This is a genomic window from Mesorhizobium sp. M0243, from assembly GCF_040321775.1.
Lineage (GTDB): Bacteria > Pseudomonadota > Alphaproteobacteria > Rhizobiales > Rhizobiaceae > Mesorhizobium.
The window spans coordinates 92,785-113,841 of sequence record NZ_JAMYSF010000017.1 but is presented as its reverse complement, the minus strand read 5'-3'; the positions used below and the strand labels follow the sequence as shown (position 1 = coordinate 113,841).

The window sequence follows — 21,057 nt, the reverse complement described above, 5'->3', positions numbered from 1 at the left end:
CTTCGTCCCCGTCTCGCATCGATTTGACACCAGGATCCCGACCATGAATCGATTCTCCTTCGTGCTTAGACGGCCGATACAGTTGATCCCCGTGCTGCTGGGTATCAGTGTGATCACCTTCCTGCTGCTGCAAATGACACCCGGCGATCCGGTTCGCCTCATGCTTGGCCCCAAGGCCAGTCAGGAGGCGATCGAATTCGTGCGGGCGCGATACGGTCTCGATCAGCCCATCCCCGTGCAGTATTTCTATTACGTGCTGAATTGCCTGCGCGGCGATTTCGGTCAGTCGATCGCCTTCCGGGGTCCCGTCAGCGGCGTCATCGCGGCACGGATCGCGCCAACGGTTTTCTTGATCCTCTACGGCCTCGTGATCTCGCTGCTGTTGACATTCGCGCTCGCGGTCACCGCTGCCCGGCAGCGCGGACGGTGGATCGATCACCTCATCCGTCTCGTCTGCGTCGCGGGCGTCGGCGTGCCGTCCTACTTTGTCGGCCTGCTGTTGATCATGGGCTTCTGCCTGCGGCTGAAGATTTTCCCGGTATCCGGTTACGGACCGACCTTTATCAACAATCTGTGGCATCTGTTCTTGCCGGCCCTGACGATCGGTATCGGGGTGACGCCGATCCTCGCGCGCAATCTGCGCGCGACCTTCATTCAGCAGCTGGACAAGGATTATGCGATCGCCTGCCGCTCCAGGGGCCTGCCGGAAAGCTACATCTTTTCCCGGCATGTGTTCTGGAATTCCCTGTTGCCGACAGTCAATCTGCTGGGCGTCGTGGTCGCCTTCCTGATCGGCGGGACGGTCGTTGTCGAAAATGTCTTCAACATTCCAGGGCTCGGCAACCTGCTCATCCGCGGCGTTCTCACGCACGACCAGTTCGTCGTCCAGGCAGTGGCCCTGCTGCTTGCCGTAGGTGTCGTCATTTCGAATTTTGCCGTCGATGTCTTGACCGCCATTCTCGACCCACGGGTGGAATTATGAGCGATGTGATGCGAGGCAGCGGCCCCTTGGCCATGGCGCGGATCCGCACGATGCCGGCAACCTTGGCCATTGGCGGCGCCATCACCTTGGCCTGGATCGTCGTGGCCATTCTGGCGCCGGTGCTGACCAGTTTCGACCCGATCAAGGTCGATGTGATGCAGGCGCTGAAACCACCTGGCGCCGAGCATTGGTTTGGCACGGACGCCATCGGCCGCGATGTCCTGGCGCGGACACTGTTTGCCGCGCGCTACGATCTCGCCATGGCCTTCTTCGGCGTGGTCGGTCCGATCATCCTGGGGACGACCATCGGCCTCATCGCCGGCTATCTGGGCGGCAGGATCGATGCGGTGCTGATGCGCATCCTCGAGGTCACCGTATCATTTCCCTATTTCGTCCTCGTGATCGCCATCGTGGCCGTGTTGGGGCCCGGCCTCAAGAGCTACTTCATCTCGCTCACCTTGGTGAACTGGGTCAGCTATGCCCGACTTGTGCGGAGCCAGGCGCTGGTGCTGCGCGGCGTCGATTTCGTGCTGGCGGCACGTGGCATGGGTTTTGGGCATTTGCGCATCATGCTGTTCCACATCCTGCCGAATGCCATCGTCCCATCGATCGTCTTCGTCATGACCGATGCCGTGCTGGCCATCGTGCTCGGATCATCATTGGGTTTTCTCGGCCTCGGCGTACAACCGCCGACGCCCGAATGGGGCGCCATGATCGCGGATGGGCAGACCTACCTGACGACCGCATGGTGGATTGCGATCTTCCCAGGCATCGCCATCTGCCTTCTGGCGCTCGGCCTCTCCTTGACCGCTGATGGTCTCGCCCGCCTCCTGAACACGGAATCCTGAGATGAGCGACCTCGTCAGCGTCGAGAACCTCACCATCGACTTCACCACCGATTTTGGCGACGTCCACGCCCTGCGCGGCGTCAGCTTTTCACTAAAAGCGGGAGAGGTCCTTGGGATCGTCGGTGAATCCGGATCGGGCAAGACGGTGGCCTGCAGAGCCATCCTCAAGCTGATTGCCGGCAACGCACTGGTGAAGTCGGGCCGGATCATGTTCGAGGGCAGCGATGTCCTCGCCATGAAGGATGCCGAGCTGGGCCGGCTGCGCGGCGGGCAAGCGGCGATGATCTTCCAGAACCCGTCGACGCATCTTGATCCGATCATGACGGTCGGGCGTCAGGTGGGCGAGGCGATGGTGGTCCATCAGGGCATATCCTGGCGGCAGGCCAATGCGCGGGCGGTCGGACTGCTCGAAGACATGCATATCAAGGACGCGTCAAGGCGCGCGGGCGCCTATCCTCACGAGCTGTCCGGTGGCATGCGTCAGCGGGTGATGATTGCGGCGGCCCTTGCCTGCGAACCGAAACTGCTGATTGCCGACGAGCCCACGACGGCACTTGATGTCACGGTGCAAGCTCAGATACTCGACCTGCTCCGCGGCATCCGGCGTGAACGCAACCTGTCGGTCATTCTGGTCTCTCACGACCTTGGCGTGATCGCGGAAATGTGCGACCGCGTCGTCGTCATGAAGGACGGTGCGGTGCTGGAAATCGGCTCGGTCGATCAGATCCTGCGTGACCCCGCCCATGAATACACGAAGCGCCTGATCGCTTCCCAACCCTCGCTGATGAAGCCGACCACGCATGCCTGCCCCGTGGCGACGGAACCGCATCTCCTGGTGAAGAACCTGTGCGTGAACTTCTACCCTGGGCAGAGCCTTGCGGCCTGGGCGACGCGCAAGCCGCCGCAAATCGTGCGCGCCGTCGACAATGTTTCGCTGGCATTGCGGCGCGGTGGGGCGCTGGGGATCGTCGGCGAGTCCGGTTCCGGCAAGAGCACCATAGCCCGGGCTATTGCAGGCCTTGTGCAGCCGCAACAAGGAGAGATCGAGGTGGACGGCCAATCGCTCGATCGCGCACTGAGGCAGCGCCGACCGGAGCAGGTTCGCAAACTGCAGATGGTGTTCCAGGACCCGTTCATGTCCCTCAACCCGGCGTTTACGGTTGCGCGAACTCTGGCCGAACCGCTGCGGCAACAGAACATCTGCCCGGAAAGAGACATCCCGGAGCGGATCCGTGAGCTGATGGAAAAAGTGGAATTGCCACGCCAGTTGCTGGACCGACGCACCACGCAGCTTTCCGGCGGCCAGCGGCAGCGCGTCGGCATCGCCAGAGCCCTGGCGCTGGAGCCCGAGATCTTGATCGCCGATGAAGTCACCTCCGCTCTGGACGTCACCATCCAGGCCCAGGTGCTCGGCCTCTTTGCGCGGCTGCGCCGCGAATTGTCGCTGACGCTGATCCTGATTTCCCACGATCTGGGCGTGGTGCGTTATCTCTGCGAGCACGTTGCGGTCATGCAGCACGGCAAGCTGGTTGAGTATGGCAATACGGAAGACGTTCTGGATCGTCCGCAGCAGGCCTATACCCAAGAGTTGATCGCCGCTATCCCGAAACTCTCGCGTCGAACGAGCAGCGGAATCCAACCAGGAGACACCCCGCTACTGGCCGCCGGAAGCAAATGCTAGACTAAAGCCTTCAGGGCCGAGCGTGATCGAGCACGCCGGCGAACCGCGTTGACGCACAGGCCTGGCCGAAAAGCGGGTGGGCGACCTATTTGGCAATCTCGAGCAGGGACGATACCAACAGCTCGCGCTCGTCTTTCGACAGGACATCCGAATCGAAGAGGTTCATGCTGCGCAATCCCTCGATGGCGAGATAGCAGATCAATAGCGATTTGAGATCCGGCGTTTCGCCCTTCAGCCGCTCGAAAAGCTGCCGCTTGAAGGTCTTTATCGGCATCATGAAATCGGGATCCTCGGCGATGGCCGAGAAGATCCAGGACGCCGACGGCTGCTTTTCCTCGCAATCATTGGCCGACAGCCTGATGTAGACGGCCAGGGGATTTTCGTCCTTGTCATTTGTGCGGGCGGCTTCCAGCGCGTGCTCGAACTCACGCAGATAGCCTTCGACCAAACCTTGCATCAATTTGGCCTTGGTCGGGAAGTTGTAGAGGAGCCCTCCCTTCGACACGCCGGCACGGCTGGCGACGGCATCCAGCGACAGGCTGCCTGGTCCGGATTCCCGGGCAACATCAGCCGCCGCGGCGAGAATCTTCTCGCGCGAATTCGGTCGTTGGGCTCTCATGGTGCCTCCCATCGCAAGCTTAGGCCCAATTGACAAGACCGTCCAGACGGTACAGTAAGACCGCCATTATTTGAAATCGGGACCCGCAGTCGATATGTGTCCCGATATCCGCGCTTCGCGCCGGATTTCGACTGAGGGGACTTCCTTGTTCAAGCGCATACTCCGTATATTTATCATTGTTCTGGTTTTGGCCCTGCTCGTCGTCGTGGTCGGCGGCATCGTGGGCTTCAACTTCCTGCGTGACAACGGCATCAAGCAGTACTTCGCATCGATGAAGCCGCCGGCAGCAACCGTTTCGACAACCATCGCCAAGCCTTCGGCCTGGACGCCCGGCGTCGAGGCGATCGGTACGGTCAAGGCCGTGCGCGGTGTCGACCTGACGGTCGAGACCACCGGTATCGTCAAGGACATCCTTTTCCATGCCAACCAGAAGGTGGCGGACAATGCGGTTCTGCTGCAGCTCGATGACGCCGTCGAGCGCGCCGATCTCGACGCACAGAAGGCTCAGGCCGCGCTCGATCAGACATCGCTTGCCCGCGCCATCGAACTGACCAGGCGTGGCGTTGGCTCCGACTCGACGCTGGACACGGCGCGTGCGGCGGCCTCGGCCTCGGCGTCTCAGGTCACCAAGCTGCAGGCCGTGCTCGAGCAGAAGCAGTTGACGGCGCCTTTCGGCGGCACGGTGGGCATTCCGAGGATCGATATCGGCCAGTATCTGGCGCCCGGCACCGCCGTGGTGACATTGCAGGATCTCGACACGATGCGGGTCGATTTCTCGGTTCCCGAACAGCAACTCGCCTTGCTCAAGATAGGCCAGACGATTCGATTGGGCTTTGGCGGTGAGGACAGGCCATTCGCAGGCGCCATTCGCGGCATCGACCCGAAGATCGACTCGTCCAGCCGGCTGGTGAACATCCGGGCGGAAGTCGCCAATCCCGATGGCAAGCTGACCCCCGGCCAGTTCGTGCAGGTGCGTGTCGAGCTGCCCGAAGAGCAGAACGTGCTGACCCTGCCGCAGACGGCGCTGACGACAAGTCTCTATGGCGACTACATCTTCGTGGTGCAGCCAGCCAAGCCCGCCGAGGCGGCGCCAGCTGCCAAGCCGGAGGAAAAACCCGCCGCGCCGGCAGCCGACAAATCGGCTGATGCCAAGCCTGCGGACACCAAGCCGGCCGATGCCATGAAGCCGGCGGCTGATGCTGCCAAGCCCACCGCCGATGCGGCAAAGCCGACTGACCAGGCTCCCGATGCGGCCAAGCCGGCGGCGGAAGGTGACAAGCCCGCGCTCGTGCTGTCGCAGGTGTTCGTCAAGCCCGGCCGCCGCAATCAAGGCATGGTCGAGATCGTCGAGGGGCTGAAGGCTGGCGACGAAGTCGTCACCGCCGGTCAGAACCGCCTCTTCAACGGCATGTCCGTCGTTGTGGACAACACCATCGACCCGACCAAATCGGCAAACAAGCAGGCCGGCCAGCAATGAGCATCTCCGATCTCTTCATTCGCCGGCCTGTTCTTTCGACGGTCCTTGGCTGCATGATCCTGCTTCTGGGTTTCCAGGGCATCTTCAACCTGTCGATCCGGCAGTATCCGAAGGTCGACGAAACGGCGATCACCATCACCACGGCCTATCCGGGCGCCAGCGCCGATCTGATCCAGGGCTTCATTTCCGCCCCGATCGCGCGCGCCGTCGCCTCGACCGAAAACATCGACTACGTCACCTCGTCCAGCCGCCCGTCCTCCAGCACCGTGACGGTGCAGATGAAGCTCGGCTCGAACCCCGACGTCGCGCTGACTGAAGTTCTGTCCAAGGTCCAGGGCGTGCGCGGCACCTTGCCGGACGCATCGAAGGACCCTGTCATCGTCAAGGGCACCGGCCAGCAGTTCGCGATGATGTACATCTCGATGCAAAATCCGAACATGACGAAGGAGCAGCTTACGGAGTATATCGAGCGCGTCATCAGGCCGCGCATGTCGACGGTCGAAGGCGTCGCCGACGTGCAGATCTTCGGCGCCCAGGAATACTCGATGCGCGTCTGGATCGATCCGGTCAAGCTTGCCGCGCGCGGCGTGACGGCCTCCGAACTGCTGACGGCGATCAACAATTCCAACTTCCTGTCGGCGCCCGGCAACACCCAGAACGAGTATGTCGTTTCCTCGATCACCGTGCGCTCGACATTGCAGACGCCGGAGGCCTTCGCCGAGCTGCCGCTGCGCTCGACTGACGGCAATGTGGTGCGGTTGCGCGACGTGGCTCGCGTCGAACTCGCCGCCGAGAACACCGACACCAGGGTCTCGTTCAACGGCAAGCCCGGCACCTTCCTCGCCATCTTCCCGACGCCGGCGGCCAATCCGCTGACCACGGCGGCGGCGCTCACCAAGCTGGTGCCACAGATTCAGGAGACACTGCCGAAGGGAATGACGATCGAGGTCGTCTACGACGCGACCGGGCAGATCAGCGCCTCGATCGAAGAGGTGTTCAAGACCATCGCCGAGGCGGTTGCCATCGTCATCGTCGTCATCCTTCTGTTTCTTGGCTCCTTCCGGTCGGTGATGATGCCGATCATCACCATCCCGTTGTCGCTGATCGGCGTCTGCTTCCTTTTGTTTGCGGTCGGCTACTCGATCAACCTGCTGTCACTGCTGGCCATGGTTCTGGCGATCGGCCTGGTCGTCGACGACGCCATCGTGGTGGTGGAGAACATCCATCGCCATATGGAAGAAGACCACATGTCGCCGATGCAGGCCGCGTTCAGCGGTATGCGCGAAATATCGTCGGCCATCGTTGCCATGACCATGACGCTGGCCGCCGTGTTCGCGCCGCTGGCCTTCACCGGCGGCCTGACCGGCGCGTTGTTCCGTGAATTCGCGGTCACGCTCGCCGGCTCGGTGGTGCTGTCGGGTGTCATTGCCATCACCATCACCCCGATGATGTCGGCACGCCTCTTGAAGTCCGGCACGCCGGGCCGTTTCCAGCGCATTGTCGACGGCACCTTCGCGCGCGTCGAGCATGTCTATGAACGGGCCGTCACCGGATCACTGAACTATCGCCCATTGACGCTGATCATCGTGCTTGCGCTTGTCGGCGTCACCGGCTTCATGTTCACCAAGACCTCAAGCGAACTGGCGCCGGAAGAAGACCAGGGCTTTCTGCTCTCGATTGTGACGGGGCCGCGTTATGCGACCTCCGATTACACCGAGACATACGTCAACCAGATCCTCGGCCTGGTGAAGGATATTCCCGAAACACGGGCGCAGTTCTCGGCCGTGGCCTTCGGCGGCACGACAAACAGCGCCTTCGTCGGCTATGCCTTCAAGGACTGGGCGGAACGTAAGCGCAATTCGAAGGAACTGCAGGCCGACATTACGGCCCGTATCGCCAAAGTGGCCGGTGTCGAGGCCTTCGTCTTTGCACCGCCGACGTTGCCGGGCTCCGGCGGCGGCCTGCCCATTTCCATGGTGGTGCGATCGACGGGCGCTTCCTCGGAGGTGTACGAGGTGGCCGAGCAGATCAAGAACAAGGCGCAGGCCTCCGGCCGCTTCATCGTCGTGCAGAATTCGATGGCCTATGACGCGCCGGAGGTGACGGTGACCATCGACCGCGACCGCGCCGCGGCGCTGAACCTGCCGATCGCCGATATCGGCCGCACGCTGACCTTGCTGGTCGGCGGCGCCGAAGTGGCGCAGTTCGACCGCGACTCCAACAGCTACGACATCATCCCGCAGGTGCCGCAAGAGTTTCGCGACAACCCCGACAAGCTCGGCGAATACTTCGTGCGCAGCGTGACGGGCGAGATGGTGCCGCTATCGGCGGTGGTCAAGATTTCGACCAATGCGGCGCCGGCGGCAATCGAGCAGTTCAACCAGCTGAATTCGTCGACGATTTCGGCGCTCCCGCTGCCCGGCGTCACGACCGGCGACGGGCTGAAGGCGCTGGAGGACATTGCCAAGGAGAGCCTGCCCGACACCTTCTTCCTCGACTATTCCGGTCAATCGCGGCAGGAAAAAGAACAGGGCAACACCATCCTGATCGCTTTCGCGGCCGCCGTGGTCGTCATCTATCTGGTGCTGGCGGCGCAGTTTGAAAGCTTCCGCGACCCGCTGATCATCATGATGGCGGTGCCGCTGTCGATCTTCGGCGCGATCGTGCCTCTCAATCTGGGCCTCGGGACGCTCAACATCTACACGCAGGTCGGCCTGATCACACTGATCGGTCTGATAACCAAGCACGGCATCCTGCTGGTCGAGTTCGCCAACCAGCAGCGTGAAAAACATGGCATGCGGCGGCGCGACGCCATCATCGCCTCGGCCAAGGTGCGCCTGCGGCCGATCCTGATGACGACAGCGGCGATGGCGCTCGGCGTTGTGCCGCTGATCACGTCCAGCGGCGCTGGTGCCGCAGCCCGCTATTCGATGGGCCTGGTCATCTTCACCGGCATCCTGGTCGGCACCCTGTTCACGCTCTTCGTCGTGCCCATGTTCTACACCTTCATCGCCAGCAAGGATCTGCCTCATTTGGCGGAGAAGCCGGACCCCAAGCTGATGCCGGCACTGCCGAGCTAGGGCGGTCGAGGGAGTCCCGCCCGGAAATGTGCAGGACAAATCGATGGAAGCAAAAGAAAAGAGGCCGGGAATTTCCCGGCCTCTTTCTTTTGGCTGGGCTCGATACCCCGGTTCGAGCTTTGCTCGATACCGCCGGTTTGCGCTGTACTCGATACCGCAGCGTTTTCCGGCGGGAGCCTTGAACAAGGCGCGACAGCATGCTGACACGCCACCGTTTCCAGCCTGCTACTTGACGATGACGATGCTGGTGTTGGTCGCCCCGAAGGTTTCGACGAGCTGGTAGAAATCGGCGGCGTTGTCGGGGTGCAGCCGCACGCAGCCATGCGAAGCCGGCTGGCCGAGGCGCTTGATCGCGTAGGTCGCGTGCACCGCATAGCCGCCGCTGAAGAAGACCGAGTGCGGCATCGGGGCGTTGTCGTATTTCTTCGAGTACCACATTTCATGCATGCGGGTCGGCTTGAACGAGCCGGTCGGCGTCACATGGGCCCGGTCGCCGGTGGAGACTTTCCAGGCGAAGGTCGGCCGGCCGTCGACGGAGACTTCCATGATCTGCTGCGAAAGCGAAACGCGCGCCACGATCTTGTTGGCGGCGTGCGCCGCACCCGAGCCGGCGCCGAGCAGCAGTGCTGCACCAGTCAAGGCAGCGGCGGTGATGTTGATGAGCTTGGCGGAAATGGCGGTGTGCATGATGAAGTCCCCTCTTTCTGCCGGTTAGGCCGGCTCCAATTCGATGGCCGCTTATCCCAACGTCATGTTTCGAGGAGATTTCGCAAAACACTCGTTTCTGTTTCGAATCTGTTTCCACTACTTAACAAACGCCTCCTTATAAGCCTAGCTAGAACAGGCTCGGCAGGCCCGCCCAGCCAAGACCAAGAGTCGGGAACATGAGTATCCGCCCCCAAATGAAAGTGCGAATTGGCGTCATGTGAAAGAACAACCGTCAGTATCGAAACCAACCTGCAACAAAGCGCGACCCCTAGCGGCATGATCCGGATACGGGCCGCGAGCAAAGTTGACGCAACGAAAACAGCCGGTAACGAACATGGGAACGAAATCGAACGCGCTGTCCTGGCTTCTCAGGATCAGCATCGCGGCAGCGGTCATCGGCGGCGTCGGCACGGTTGCCGGCACCCCGCTGACAAGCCTCGGCGCGATGACATCAGGCGAGATTTCGACGCTGCATGCCGCACTGTTTTTCGCCACGGTCTGGATTGTTTCCAGCCTGCGCATCGCCCGGCTCAAGGCCCTCTGGCGGGTCGGCCTTAGGCTGACGGGTTTGCGCGGCGCCTCCGGCAACTTGCTGCCGAGAGGACCGAAGGCCCGCGCCGCGACGGGGGGCTCCGTGGGCGGCGCGGGCACTTCGGGGGTATCCTGAAGCGACCCGCAACAGGTTCATTTCTAGAGAATTGGCATTTTTGGGGAACTGCGACGATGAAAACGAAATTCGCTGCTTCGGTGCTGTCCGCACTGCTTTACGCCCAAGGCCTGCTCGGCTTTGCCGGTCTTGCCACCATGCTTCTCAGGGACCGCGCCCATGCAAGCGAACTCACCATGGGCAGTGACATGCCGGTGGGGCCATCGCTTCTGCTGGTACGCTGAGTATAAAGAGCATCGGGCCCAGAGATGGAAAATCCGATGCCCGAAAAAAGGGATTGCGCCAGTACCCGGCAGTCAGTCGGCGAATTGCCGCGGCGGATCGAACCGATAGCCGGCGCCACGTATTGTGGTGATGGTGTCGGTGTCGAGCTTGCGGCGCAGCCGCACGATGCGCGAATCGATCGAACGATCGAAGGCGTCGGCGTTTTCGGCCGGTGCCGCGGCGATGATATCGTCACGCGTCAGCACCTTGCGTGGACTGGCCAGGAACAACCTGAGCAGCGCCACCTGGCCGGGCGAAAGCTGTTCCTCGGAGCCGGAGCGATGCATGACCATGGCCGATCTCAGATCGACGGTCGCGTTTTCCAGCACGATCAGTTCCTGGGTGCCCCTGCCGCGGCGCGAAAGCAGGCCGCCGACACGGGCGGCCAGTTCACGGACATTGAGCGGGCTCTCGACGACGTCGGCCGCACCAAGCTCCAGCGCCAGCACCTTGTCGACAAGATCGGCCGGCCGGCAGATGAGGATAAAATCCGGTCCGCCCTCGCCGCCTCCTCCTTGGCCGCCATAACGTCTGAGCAGGTCCCGCCCCTCCGCCTGGCTGAGGCTGTCGCCGACGACGACGACGTCGATGCCCTTTCCCGACAGCAGCGATTCGGCCTCCCAGGGCTGGCGCGCCTGATGCACGTCGTGGCCGCGCCGCTCGAGATGGTCGGCGAGTTCGGTCGCCACCACTTCGGCTACCGAAACGAGCGCAATAACGGATCGTGCGGCCATCTTTTCCAACCGTTCCCTGGCAACCCGGATATGAGTGCTGGACATGATGTTTATACCCAATCTACTTTCCACTGAAAGTGGGAGCGAAAGCATCGTGCGGGCAAGAATTGTCATCGTCGAGGATGAGCCCGACCTCAGGGACGCGGTCGCAGAATATCTTGGCGCATCCGGCTATGACGTGGCCACCGCTGAAAGTGCTGCCGCGGCGCGCAGCCTCGTTGAAACGCAATCGTTTCATCTCGCCATTCTCGACATCGCCATGCCCGGCGAGGACGGCCTCTCGCTCGGCCGCTGGCTGCGTTCGAAACTGCCGATCGGCATCATCTATGCGACCGCGGCCGGCACCGCGCTCGACCGCATCGTCGGGCTGGAACTCGGTGCCGACGACTACATCGTCAAGCCCTACGAATTGCGCGAAGTGCTGGCCAGGGTGCGCAGCGTGTTGCGCCGGGTTCCCCAGCCGAAGGAGCTCCAGGACAACAAGGCCGGGACGGATCGCCGTTCCGTTACCTTCGGCCCCTTCCAGGCCGATCTCGACGGCAGGCTGGTCACCGGCGCCAATGGCGCGGTGATCGACATGGCCAAGAGCGAGTTCGACGTGCTGGAGATTTTCCTCACCCGCGCCAATCGGCTGCTGACCCGCGCCGCTATCTCCGAGGCGATCGGTTTCACCGAAGATCCGGAATCGTCACGCGCGGTCGACATTCGCATCATGCGGCTACGCAAGAAGATCGAGGCCGATCCCGCCAATCCGAAATTCCTGCGCACGGTGCGCGGCGAGGGCTATATCTTCTCGCTGCCGGCCGGCGACGGGAACTGAGCTCCGAGCCGGAAGGATTCGGTTGCTCGCCAGCCGAAATTGGCACGACTCCGAATTGGCACGACTCCGGAATGACGGCACAAGATGATCGCTGAAGCAGCAAGCACCGATATGCAAGGGTTCAGGCAGGGCGCGGCGATGGCGGCCGTGCGCGTCGTTCGCCGGCTTCGCGAGGCCGGCGACTGGCAGCGCGAGATGGACGGCATACTGGAAACGCTTTGCCGGGCCATGGATTGCCAGCGCGGCATCCTGTTTCGCTTGCGCGAACTGCCCGGCCAGGGCTTCGCCCAATCCGTCGCCGCCTATTGGATCGACCCTCTTTTCGGCGGCGAACTGGCGTCGCCAACCGTCATCATGCAATCGATCGTCAATTCCGACCCCCTGCTGGAGCGGCTTGCCGAGGACGAACGGCAAGGCAAGATCTTCGCTGGCCATACGCGCGACCTCGAAGGCTTCCTGAGGACCGATTTCGAGAAGCAGAACATCAAATCGTTCCTCTCGGTCTCGGTCTTCGCGCATGGCCATCTCTGGGGCACGCTGGCGGTCAATGACTGCGTCAACGAGCGTGCATGGACGGACGAGGAAGAGGCGACGCTGCATATCATCGCGCTGGCCATCGGCGACGCCATCGAGCGCTCGCCCTCCGACGCCCACGCCAGCGAGGTCATTCGCCGCACCATGCTGCAGGCCTCGCTCGACGCCATCGTCGTCATCGACGAGACCGGCTCGATCATCGAATTCAATCCGGCTGCCGAGAAGATGTTCGGCTTCCAGCGCAGCGACATCCTCGGAAAGGACCTGCTCGATACGATCGTGCCGATCTACTACCGCAAGGGCTATGCTTCGGGGGCCGAATACATGTCCGGCCGCGGCGCGCCGATGGTCGGCCAACGGCTCGAGACGGTGACCCAGAACGCCGCCGGCGAAGTGTTCCCGATCGAGCTGACGGCGACCGAGATGCGGGTTGCCGACCGCCGCCTGATCTTCGGCTCCATCCGCGACCTGCGCGACAAATTGCGCGCCGAGGAGGAGATCGGCCGGCAGCGCGAGAAGCTGCACCAGAACGAGAAGATGGCGGCGATGGGTTCGTTGCTGGCCGGCGTCTCGCACGAGCTCAACAATCCGCTGGCCGTGGTGGTGGCGCAATCGACGCTGCTGCACGAATTCGCTTCCGACCCGCAGACCAAGGTGCGCGCCGAGAAAGTCCGTGCGGCCGCCGAGCGCTGCGGCCGCATCGTCAAGAGCTTCCTGTCGATGGTCCGCCTCCATCCCGCGGCACAGGCCGAGACCGACCTCAACCAGGTGATCCGGTCGGCACTCGAAGTGACCGCCTATGGCGCGCGCTCGAGCGGCATCACCATCGACACCGATTTCGCCGCCGGCCCGCTGCTGGCCATGGCCGACGCCGACCATGTGACGCAGGTGGCGGCCAATTTCCTCATCAACAGCCAGCACGCTTTGGCCGGCATTGCCGGCGACCGGCTGATCAAGGTGCGGACGTTCCGCAGCGACCGCGGTCATCCCTGCTTCTCGGTCGAGGACAATGGGCCCGGCGTGCCGGAAACGATCCGCAGCCGCATCTTCGAATCCTATTTCACCACCAAGCCGGTCGGCGTCGGCACCGGCATCGGCCTGTCGATCTCGAAATCGATCATCGAGCGGCACAATGGCAATGTCTGGTTCGAGGAAGTGCTCCCGAGAGGCGCGCGCTTCGTCGTCCAGCTGCCGGCCATCGTGGCCGGCCTCGCCATCGCCGGCGACAACCAGCCGCGATCGAGCGGCCTGCGGCATGCCTTGATCATCGACGACGAGCCGGATGTCGCCGGCTCGCTCTCCGACATTCTCGAACTGATGGGCATCAAGTCACGGATCGTTCCTGTCTGGGAATCGGCCGCCGCCACTTTGAGCGGCCACATGCCGCCGGACATCGTCTTTTCGGACCTGCGCATGCCCGGCGTTAGCGGCATATCGATCTATCGCGAGTTGCTCGCCGAAAAGCCTGATCTGGCACGGCGTTTCGTGCTGGTCACAGGCGACCTGATCGGTGCGAAAGCCGAAATCGAGGCGCTGCCGGCACAGCAGCGGCCGCAGATCCTGGAAAAGCCGTTCAGCACGCTGGATGTGCGCAGTGTGCTGTCCGCCATTGCCGAACAGGCGGTCTTGAAAGGATAAGGAAGAGGCCCCCGGGGCCGAAGAAGAGCGCACTGGAGGGAGCGCTCGGGGAGTCCGGAGCATGATCCCAAAGCGGGAACGGTTTCGGATCATGCTTCGACAAAATCAGAAAATATTCGGCGTGTCGGCCAAGGGCGCGGCATAGGCGATCATGCGGATGGCGCGGTTCTTGTGTGTTCCGGACTGTTCGGCGATGGCGCGCAGGCAATCGATACTCTCGGCACCCCAGGCCTGGCCCTTGCAGGCGAAGTCGGTCACCGGCACCGGCAGACGCGCGGTCCTGGTCGTCGTCTGCGCGCCGTCGATGAGATTGGACGGCGGATTCAACGAAGCGAAGGCCGGCCCGATTGTCGGCGTGAACGCCATGCCGACGAAGGCGCAAGCAGCCAGCACCATGAACATCGCCATGGGGTGGTCGCTGGCCCGCTGGCGCAGCGCCAGTTTCGGACGGCGGTCATTGCGTTCTGGAGCCTGAAGGCGGCTCTCGCCGCGGATCGTCTGGATTTTCGCATGCATTGCCTTCCCCTTCGCTGAGTTTCTTTTGGCGGTGAAATGAACTTATCCGCACTTTGTAACGACGATGGGGTGGCGAAGGACTGGCACTGTAACGAGTTCGAAACAGCATTCGGGCGAAGTCGGGCAAAATCGGGCATAGCTTCGACGGCGCTCGGGCTCGAGGCGCAACCCGACCGATCTTGCCAAACAGTTTTTCGAAAAGACCAGGCTCAGGCCGGAGCTTGAAGCTCGGCAATGATCTTGTGCGCGGCGATACGCCCGGCAATAATAGCGCCCTCGACATACCCCGGAAACGACGGCGAGAGTTCTGAACAGGCGAGATACACCGGGGGTGCGCCGGCAAGGATCGTTCGCTCGGCATCTCTTGCTGTCACGTCGACAACAAGATCGCTGTACGCGCCGCCGCTCCAGCGATCTCCTACCCAGTCACGCAAACTGAAATCGATGACGTCGCCGGCACTCGGGCCAAGGGCTGCCTCCAACCGGCCGGTCACCTCCGCACGCAGTTCCGGCTCGCCGAGGTCGCGCCAGCGCAGCGCGAGCGGCCCGCCGACGAACACGACGAGCGCGGCATGCTCGACATCCTTGCCAGCGTCGCAGGCAAACAGTCCCGGCGGATCGAGCCACATCACCATGCCGTTCAAATCCCGCCCGCGCCAAAACGGTTTGGCATAGCGCACCAGGATCTTGATAGCCGCGCCGCTTTTCCAGGCGCCGAGCGCCCGCCCCAGTCCAGCCGGCAAGGCAGGGACAAAGGCGAGCTCCGTCACCGTCGCCGGGGGGACGGCAACCAGAACCGCGCGCGCCGCGATGGCACTCCCGGCCGAAACGACAAGAACACCTTGCGAACTGTGCTCGATGCGCGTGACGGGCTCGCTGAGCCGCAACCGATCGCCAAGGTCGCGGGCCAGATCGTCGGCCAGCGAATGCATGGTTTCGCGCACGAAATATTGCAGCTCCGGCACCTCGTTGGTGACGCGTCGGTCATTGTCGATCAGATACCAGAGAGGAATCTGATCCAGCGCCATGCACCAGAGGCCTTCGATCATCGAACGGAAGACGGCCCTGGCATCGGCGGAATCGCGCTGGCGGGCAAGCCAGTCGGCAACGGCCAGCCCGGCAATCGAGACGTCGTCCGGATCGATCCCGTTCATGCGCTCGCGGATTGCCATTGCCGCGTCATAGATCCGCTCTGCTCTCTGTACGGACATCGTCGGCTGGGTAATGAAATCGCCATCGACATAGGTTTCAACCAGCGTCTTGCCGCGTGCTTCGACCAGGGCCATCAATTCCGGCATGTCCTCGCACAGGAACTGGCCGCCACTATCGATCCGTTCGCCAAGTCCGTTCAGTCGGGACTCGACGCGTCCGCCAACGCGGTCGCGTGCTTCGAGCAGGATGAAATCGATGCCGGCCTTCTTCATCTCGAGCGCCGCCGACAGGCCTGTGAAACCCGCACCGACGATGACGACATCGGTTCGCTCGAATTCGCCGCCCTCATCCGTGAAGGTCTTCAGCATTGCCGGCTATCCACCCAGTCGCATCCGGCTTCCACAGACGAAGTATGTCCCTGTCGACATATGCCGGCGGGCCGCACACGCCATGCCGCAGGCTTGTCTCTAACCTATCGTTTTATCGAGCATATTGAGCCATTGCGATAGGCGATTTTTTCGATCAGTGCGCGGCCGAAACCGCGTGCCGCCAATGCATCGATCAGCTTCGGCAGGCCGGCGACATCCCCGATGACGGCCGGGATCATGGCGCCGTCGAAATCGGAGCCAAGACCAACGCCATCCTCACCCAGCGCCTGCAGCAGCGAATCGATATGCCGCACCATGATGTCGAGGCTTGTGTCGGCATTCATGCGACCGTCCTCGCGCAGGAAGCCGGTTGCGAAGTTCAGCCCGACCATGCCGCCGGTTTCGCGGATCGCGCCGAGCTGCCAGTCGGTCAAGTTGCGCGAATGGCCGCAGATCGCGTGCACGTTGGAATGGGTCGCGACCAGCGGCGCATCGCTGAGCGCCGCGACATCGCGAAAGCCCTTCTCGTTGAGATGCGAGAGATCGATCATGATCTTCAGCTGATTGCAGGCCTTGACCAGCGCCTTGCCGGCATCGGTCAGCCCGGGGCCGGTGTCGGGTGAGGACGGGAAGCGGAACGGCACGCCGTGGCCAAAGGCGTTCGGACGGCTCCAGACGATGCCGAGCGAGCGCAGGCCGGCTTCATGCAGCACGTCGAGCATGGTGAGCTCGGGATCGATCGCCTCGACCCCTTCGATGTGGAACACCGCGGCGATCGAACCTTGCGCCATGGCATTGCGCACATCGCCGGCGCTACGGCAGACGGTGAGCGCTCCGGCCCGTTCCAGCCTGAACAGGATCGAGGCCATGGCGATGGTCGAGGTCAGCGCCTCATTGCGCGGAACCTCGGGCGGCAGCGGTTCGGCGACGCTCGGCGCCAAGGGCACGGCGCCGCGCCTGGATTTCTCGACAGGCGGCGGAAAGATGGCGAACATGCCCCCGGCGAAGCCGCCGGCTTTCGCGCGTGGCAGGTCGATATGGCCGCCCGATTTCCCCTCGATGAACAGTTTTTCGACGTCCGTGTCTTTCGACTGATAGAGTCTGAGCAACGTATCGTTGTGGCCGTCGAAGACGGGAACGAGATCGGTTTCGGTCATTGGGGGATCATTCGGTTCGTTTGTCGGCGCGGCGGCTAGGATATATCCTATCTACTTAGGCAGGATGCGCCACCCGCGCAAATGCCAAAGCCGCCCCGGCAGGATGGCAGCCGCTTGCCGCGCCGTTTCCAAGCAACGAAATCCCTACCGCTTCAGCACGTCGGCCCATTCCTGATGGCGGCGGAACTGGGCGTTGGCGAACGGGCAGAGCGGGATGATCTTCTTGCCTGCCGCACGCGCATCCTCGACGGCGCGGGTGACGAGCCGAAGCCCGGCACCCTGGCCGCGAAAGACGTCCGGCACTTCGGTGTGGTCGATGATGATCTGGTGCTCACCGATCTTGGTGAAGGTCATCTCGGCCTCGGCTCCATCGGGTCCACGCAGGACATAGCGGCCCTTGGAACCGCGATCCTCAAGTTCGATCTCAGGCAGTTGTTCAGGCATCGCTATGCTCCTTGGGCAGCATCGGCAAAGAACCGCCGTGCCGCCTCGATCTCGTTTGGCCGCACCTCGTGCCCGCCATCGTGCCATTCCACTGTGACATCGGCGCCGTCGGCACGCAAATAGGCCTCGAGCCGCGTGGTCAGGTTCGGCGGACAGATCGGGTCGCGCTTGCCGGCGGTCATCAGAATATGGCGGCCGGCGAGGCTGCCCTTGACCTGCGGCTCGAACGGGATCAGCGGATGCATCAGCACCGACGCGTCGAACAGCGCTGGAGCCGCGAACACCACCGAGGCCAGGACATTGGCGCCGTTGGAATAGCCGAGACCCAGCACGGCCGATGGCTTCGCTGCTTCGACATGGGCCTTGACGAAGCCCGCTATCCTGATCGTCGCCCGTGCCAGATCCTCCATGTCGTAGACGCCCTCGCCGGTGCGGCGAAAGAAGCGCGCAGCACCTTGTTCGGACACGTCGCCGCGCGGCGAGATGATGGTTGCCTGGGGCGTGAGATCGCGCCCCAGCGACAGAAACTGGTTCTCATCGCCTCCAGTGCCATGGAAGACGAACAGCAATGGGCCGCCCGGCGAACCGGGCAGCAGCTTGTGGATGTAAGCGTCCTTGCTCATGACCTCAGCCTTCCAGTCTCGGCAGATGCTGTTCAAGATAGGGCCGCAGGTGCTGGTGCTGTGTCGGCAGCTTCAGCGCTTCGCCCAGATGAGCGGTATCCTCGTCGCGATCGAAACCCGGCTCGTTGGTGGCGACTTCGAACAGCACGCCACCCGGTGTGCGGAAATAGATCGCCCAGAAGTAGTCGCGATCGATCACCGGCGTCACCCCATAGCCCGTGTCCATCAACGCCTTGCGCACCTCGAGCTGCCTGGCGCGGTTCTCGACCGCGAAGGCGACGTGATGGACGGAGCCGGCACCGACATCGGCGAAGGCCGTGCTCGGCAGCGATTCGATGTCGATAACATCGGCGCCATTGCCGTTCTTCACCGCCAGCCGCCTGAGATTGCCGGACTTGTCGACTTCCTCATAGCCCATGAACTTCAGCAGCTCCTCAGTGGCGCCGCCATCCTTCAGCCTGAGCGATACCGAATGGAAACCGCGGATCGCCTGGTCGACCGGAACACCGCCTTTCGCCCAGGGCGCTCTGCCGTCGCCCTTGCCCTCGACCAGCGCGAAGCCGTCACCATCCGGTCCGGCAAAAGCCAGGCGCTTCTCGCCGAAGGTCTCTTCGCGCGAGAGGCCGGTGACGCCCTCATCGGCAAAACGTTTTTCCCAATAGGCAAGCGTGCCTTCCGGCACCGAGTAGACGGTGGTTCCGACTTCGCCGACGCCATGCCGGCCCTTGCCGATGTCGGGGAAAGGGAAATAGGTCATCACCGAACCCGGCGTGCCGGTCTCATTGCCATAATAGAGATGATAGACGTCGGGCGCGTCGAAATTGACAGTCTTCTTGACCCGGCGCTGGCCGAGTTTCCTGGTGAAGAAATCGTTGTTCTGGCGGGCATCCCTGGCCATCGACGTGACGTGATGCAGGCCCTTGATCTGGTCGAGCATTGTCTTGCTCCTTCCCTTGGTACTTGTGCGGCCCTCGCCGCTGTCCATGCCAATATGAGGACCCGAGCAGTTTACGCAAAGGCGGCAAACACAGAACGGACTGTGTCGCAAAAGTGAACGATGGAACAGAGTTCGTTCACCAATTGGCTCGCAGAGTCGGGCTTGCGCCGTGGCCAGAATTCGTTTCCATGAACGGCATTCGACATTCCGGGACAAAGGTATCGTGAGTGACTGGAAAAGCCAGGCGGCCCAACATTCTCCTGATCACATGCGATCAGTGGCGTGGCGATTGTCTGTCCGCAGCCGGTCATCCGGTTGTGCAGACGCCGAACGCCGACGCACTGGCCCGGGAGGGTGTGCTGTTCAAGCGGCACTATGGCGGCGCGGCGCCCTGCTCGCCCGCCCGCGCCTGCCTCTACACCGGTCTCTACCAGATGAACAACCGCGTCTGCCGCAACGGCACGCCGCTCGACGCGCGCCACGGCAACATCGCGCTCTCGGCTCGCGCTCTGGGCTATGATCCGACGCTGTTCGGCTACACCGACGTCTCGCTCGATCCGCGCCTGCTGGCGCCGGGCGATCCGCGGCTGCAAAGCTATGAAGGCGTGCTGCCGGGCTTTACGGTGCGCCAGTTGCTGCCGGAGCACCAGAAGCAATGGCTATCCTGGCTGGAGCTGCAAGGTGTCGACGCCAGCGCCGGCTCCCCCGACATCCACCGTCCGCTGGCCGACGGCGCCGGGACCACCATCAGCAACGCGCCGCCCGTCTACCGCGGGCAACAAACCCCGGCGGCCTTCCTGACCGGCGAATTCACGCGTTGGCTTGGCGAACAGGAGCACGCCGCGCCGTGGTTCGCGCATCTTTCCTTCATCAGCCCGCACCCGCCCTTCATTGCCCCGGAGCCCTACAATACAATGTACGATCCGGCTGACGGCCCGGCCTTCCGGCGCGCGGCAAGCTGGCAGGAAGAGGCGGAAAACCATCCCTATCTTGCCTATGATCTCGGCCGGCAGAAACAGATAAAATTCCGGCCCGAAGCCAGAGGCAAGGTGCACGACTGGAGCGAAGACAATTTTCGCCGCATCCGCGCGATCTATTACGGCATGATTTCCGAGGTCGACGCGCAGCTCGGCCGCGTCTGGCAAGCGGTTAAGGCCGCGGGCGCGTGGGACGACACCATCATCGTGCTCACCTCGGACCATGCCGAGATGATGGGCGACCATTTCATGCTGGGCAAGGGCGCCTATTTCGACGGCAGCTACCACATTCCGCTGATTGTCCGCGATCCGCGCCACGGCAAGGCTGCCGGCGGCCGTGTCGATAGCTTCACCGAAGCGGTCGACATTTTGCCGACCCTTCTCGACCTGCTCGGCGAAAAGCCCGCGCCGCATCTCGACGGCGCCTCGCTGAAGCCGTTCCTGAGCGGAGAAACCCCTGCGGCGTGGCGCGATGCCGCGCATTGGGAGTTTGACTTCCGCTCGATTGCCGCGGGCGAGGCCGAAAACCATTTCGGCATCGCCGCACGTCAATGCAACCTCGCCGTTATCCGCACGGAACATTTCAAGTATGTGCATTTCGGCGGCAACCTGCCGCCGCTGCTGTTCGATCTGGAAAACGATCCGGGCGAGCTGGACAATCTCGCGGCCGACCCCAGTCATCTCACCGTGCGCCTGGAATTCGCCGAACGGCTGCTCGCCTGGCGGGCCGAACATCTCGACCAGTCGTTGGCACTGGCCGAATTGACCGAGAACGGCCTAGTCGGCCATGCCGCTGGCCTGCCACCTGGCCACACATAAATAAAGCCCGCG

General features: G+C 62.9%; 18 protein-coding genes and 1 pseudogene. 10 read left to right on the top strand and 9 right to left on the bottom strand.

What is annotated here, in order from left to right:
- Positions 1-43 precede the first annotated feature (43 nt).
- From NKJ11_RS21660 to NKJ11_RS21650, 3 genes are read left to right on the top strand one after another with little or no spacing between them, the layout of a single operon-like run.
- Positions 44-982: an ABC transporter permease gene (locus NKJ11_RS21660; RefSeq protein WP_023811025.1), complete on the top strand. Its 939-nt coding sequence runs from the start codon at positions 44-46 to the stop codon at positions 980-982.
- 50 nt (positions 983-1,032) lie between these two features.
- The gene (locus NKJ11_RS21655; protein ID WP_155930577.1) at positions 1,033-1,830 is read left to right on the top strand and encodes an ABC transporter permease; all 798 of its coding nucleotides are present in this window, start codon (positions 1,033-1,035) and stop codon (positions 1,828-1,830) included.
- Position 1,831: 1 nt separating this feature from the next.
- Positions 1,832-3,511, top strand: coding sequence for a dipeptide ABC transporter ATP-binding protein (locus tag NKJ11_RS21650; RefSeq protein WP_352611802.1), 1,680 nt, complete (start codon positions 1,832-1,834; stop codon positions 3,509-3,511).
- A gap of 85 nt (positions 3,512-3,596) precedes the next feature.
- On the opposite strand, the gene NKJ11_RS21645 is transcribed toward NKJ11_RS21650, so the two are convergent.
- Positions 3,597-4,130, bottom strand: coding sequence for a TetR/AcrR family transcriptional regulator (locus NKJ11_RS21645; protein ID WP_023811021.1), 534 nt, complete (start codon positions 4,128-4,130; stop codon positions 3,597-3,599).
- Positions 4,131-4,275: 145 nt separating this feature from the next.
- Between NKJ11_RS21645 and NKJ11_RS21640 the strand changes: the two genes are divergently transcribed.
- Positions 4,276-5,607, top strand: a complete 1,332-nt coding sequence (locus NKJ11_RS21640; RefSeq protein ID WP_128305042.1) for an efflux RND transporter periplasmic adaptor subunit — start codon at positions 4,276-4,278, stop codon at positions 5,605-5,607.
- A complete protein-coding gene (locus tag NKJ11_RS21635) occupies positions 5,604-8,687 on the top strand; it encodes an efflux RND transporter permease subunit (RefSeq protein ID WP_023811019.1) in 3,084 nt (1,027 codons plus the stop codon). The genes NKJ11_RS21640 and NKJ11_RS21635 overlap by 4 nt, the downstream gene beginning before the upstream one ends.
- Before the next feature lie 225 nt (positions 8,688-8,912).
- On the opposite strand, the gene NKJ11_RS21630 is transcribed toward NKJ11_RS21635, so the two are convergent.
- Complete coding sequence (locus NKJ11_RS21630) at positions 8,913-9,374, bottom strand: L,D-transpeptidase (protein ID WP_023811018.1); 462 nt, start codon at positions 9,372-9,374, stop codon at positions 8,913-8,915.
- Between the two features lie 355 nt (positions 9,375-9,729).
- Here NKJ11_RS21630 and NKJ11_RS21625 point away from each other — a divergent pair, with 355 nt between their 5' ends.
- Together NKJ11_RS21625 and NKJ11_RS21620 are read left to right on the top strand one after the other, a co-directional pair.
- Positions 9,730-10,062 (top strand): hypothetical protein, encoded by a 333-nt coding sequence (locus NKJ11_RS21625; RefSeq protein WP_023811017.1) that lies wholly within the window; start codon positions 9,730-9,732, stop codon positions 10,060-10,062.
- A gap of 56 nt (positions 10,063-10,118) precedes the next feature.
- Positions 10,119-10,286, top strand: a complete 168-nt coding sequence (locus NKJ11_RS21620) for a hypothetical protein (RefSeq protein ID WP_023811016.1) — start codon at positions 10,119-10,121, stop codon at positions 10,284-10,286.
- Between the two features lie 72 nt (positions 10,287-10,358).
- Here NKJ11_RS21620 and NKJ11_RS21615 read toward each other — a convergent pair whose 3' ends face one another.
- Entirely contained in the window at positions 10,359-11,060 is a 702-nt protein-coding gene (locus NKJ11_RS21615; RefSeq protein WP_127271440.1) for a response regulator transcription factor, read from the bottom strand.
- 46 nt (positions 11,061-11,106) lie between these two features.
- Between NKJ11_RS21615 and NKJ11_RS21610 the strand changes: the two genes are divergently transcribed.
- Together NKJ11_RS21610 and NKJ11_RS21605 are read left to right on the top strand one after the other, a co-directional pair.
- Positions 11,107-11,880, top strand: coding sequence for a response regulator (locus tag NKJ11_RS21610; RefSeq protein ID WP_352611813.1), 774 nt, complete (start codon positions 11,107-11,109; stop codon positions 11,878-11,880).
- Between the two features lie 84 nt (positions 11,881-11,964).
- Positions 11,965-14,052, top strand: coding sequence for an ATP-binding protein (locus NKJ11_RS21605; protein ID WP_352760778.1), 2,088 nt, complete (start codon positions 11,965-11,967; stop codon positions 14,050-14,052).
- Positions 14,053-14,157: 105 nt separating this feature from the next.
- On the opposite strand, the gene NKJ11_RS21600 is transcribed toward NKJ11_RS21605, so the two are convergent.
- From NKJ11_RS21600 to NKJ11_RS21575, 6 genes and pseudogenes are all read right to left on the bottom strand, one after another.
- A complete protein-coding gene (locus NKJ11_RS21600) occupies positions 14,158-14,568 on the bottom strand; it encodes a hypothetical protein (RefSeq protein WP_023811012.1) in 411 nt (136 codons plus the stop codon).
- Between the two features lie 209 nt (positions 14,569-14,777).
- Positions 14,778-16,088: a flavin monoamine oxidase family protein gene (locus tag NKJ11_RS21595; RefSeq protein ID WP_352677419.1), complete on the bottom strand. Its 1,311-nt coding sequence runs from the start codon at positions 16,086-16,088 to the stop codon at positions 14,778-14,780.
- 99 nt (positions 16,089-16,187) lie between these two features.
- Positions 16,188-17,245, bottom strand: a pseudogene (locus NKJ11_RS21590) (dipeptidase).
- 144 nt (positions 17,246-17,389) lie between these two features.
- On the bottom strand, positions 17,390-17,689 hold the full coding sequence (locus NKJ11_RS21585) for a GNAT family N-acetyltransferase (protein WP_023811010.1): 300 nt from the start codon (positions 17,687-17,689) through the stop codon (positions 17,390-17,392).
- Between the two features lie 2 nt (positions 17,690-17,691).
- Positions 17,692-18,312: an alpha/beta hydrolase gene (locus NKJ11_RS21580; RefSeq protein WP_352677418.1), complete on the bottom strand. Its 621-nt coding sequence runs from the start codon at positions 18,310-18,312 to the stop codon at positions 17,692-17,694.
- 4 nt (positions 18,313-18,316) lie between these two features.
- Positions 18,317-19,249 (bottom strand): VOC family protein, encoded by a 933-nt coding sequence (locus NKJ11_RS21575; RefSeq protein WP_352794247.1) that lies wholly within the window; start codon positions 19,247-19,249, stop codon positions 18,317-18,319.
- A 227-nt stretch (positions 19,250-19,476) separates the two neighbouring features.
- Between NKJ11_RS21575 and NKJ11_RS21570 the strand changes: the two genes are divergently transcribed.
- Complete coding sequence (locus NKJ11_RS21570; RefSeq protein WP_352794246.1) at positions 19,477-21,045, top strand: alkaline phosphatase family protein; 1,569 nt, start codon at positions 19,477-19,479, stop codon at positions 21,043-21,045.
- Positions 21,046-21,057 lie beyond the last annotated feature (12 nt).

Coding starts and splice junctions, on each gene's coding strand:
- NKJ11_RS21645 (WP_023811021.1), bottom strand. CDS start 4,130: ATGAGAGCCCAACGACCGAATTCGCGCGAGAAGATTCTCGCCGCGGCG.
- NKJ11_RS21630 (WP_023811018.1), bottom strand. CDS start 9,374: ATGCACACCGCCATTTCCGCCAAGCTCATCAACATCACCGCCGCTGCC.
- NKJ11_RS21600 (WP_023811012.1), bottom strand. CDS start 14,568: ATGCATGCGAAAATCCAGACGATCCGCGGCGAGAGCCGCCTTCAGGCT.
- NKJ11_RS21575 (WP_352794247.1), bottom strand. CDS start 19,249: ATGCTCGACCAGATCAAGGGCCTGCATCACGTCACGTCGATGGCCAGG.
- NKJ11_RS21660 (WP_023811025.1), top strand. CDS start 44: ATGAATCGATTCTCCTTCGTGCTTAGACGGCCGATACAGTTGATCCCC.
- NKJ11_RS21580 (WP_352677418.1), bottom strand. CDS start 18,312: ATGAGCAAGGACGCTTACATCCACAAGCTGCTGCCCGGTTCGCCGGGC.
- NKJ11_RS21650 (WP_352611802.1), top strand. CDS start 1,832: ATGAGCGACCTCGTCAGCGTCGAGAACCTCACCATCGACTTCACCACC.
- NKJ11_RS21585 (WP_023811010.1), bottom strand. CDS start 17,689: ATGCCTGAACAACTGCCTGAGATCGAACTTGAGGATCGCGGTTCCAAG.
- NKJ11_RS21605 (WP_352760778.1), top strand. CDS start 11,965: ATGATCGCTGAAGCAGCAAGCACCGATATGCAAGGGTTCAGGCAGGGC.
- NKJ11_RS21635 (WP_023811019.1), top strand. CDS start 5,604: ATGAGCATCTCCGATCTCTTCATTCGCCGGCCTGTTCTTTCGACGGTC.
- NKJ11_RS21655 (WP_155930577.1), top strand. CDS start 1,033: ATGCCGGCAACCTTGGCCATTGGCGGCGCCATCACCTTGGCCTGGATC.
- NKJ11_RS21620 (WP_023811016.1), top strand. CDS start 10,119: ATGAAAACGAAATTCGCTGCTTCGGTGCTGTCCGCACTGCTTTACGCC.
- NKJ11_RS21615 (WP_127271440.1), bottom strand. CDS start 11,060: ATGGCCGCACGATCCGTTATTGCGCTCGTTTCGGTAGCCGAAGTGGTG.
- NKJ11_RS21595 (WP_352677419.1), bottom strand. CDS start 16,088: ATGCTGAAGACCTTCACGGATGAGGGCGGCGAATTCGAGCGAACCGAT.
- NKJ11_RS21625 (WP_023811017.1), top strand. CDS start 9,730: ATGGGAACGAAATCGAACGCGCTGTCCTGGCTTCTCAGGATCAGCATC.
- NKJ11_RS21610 (WP_352611813.1), top strand. CDS start 11,107: ATGTTTATACCCAATCTACTTTCCACTGAAAGTGGGAGCGAAAGCATC.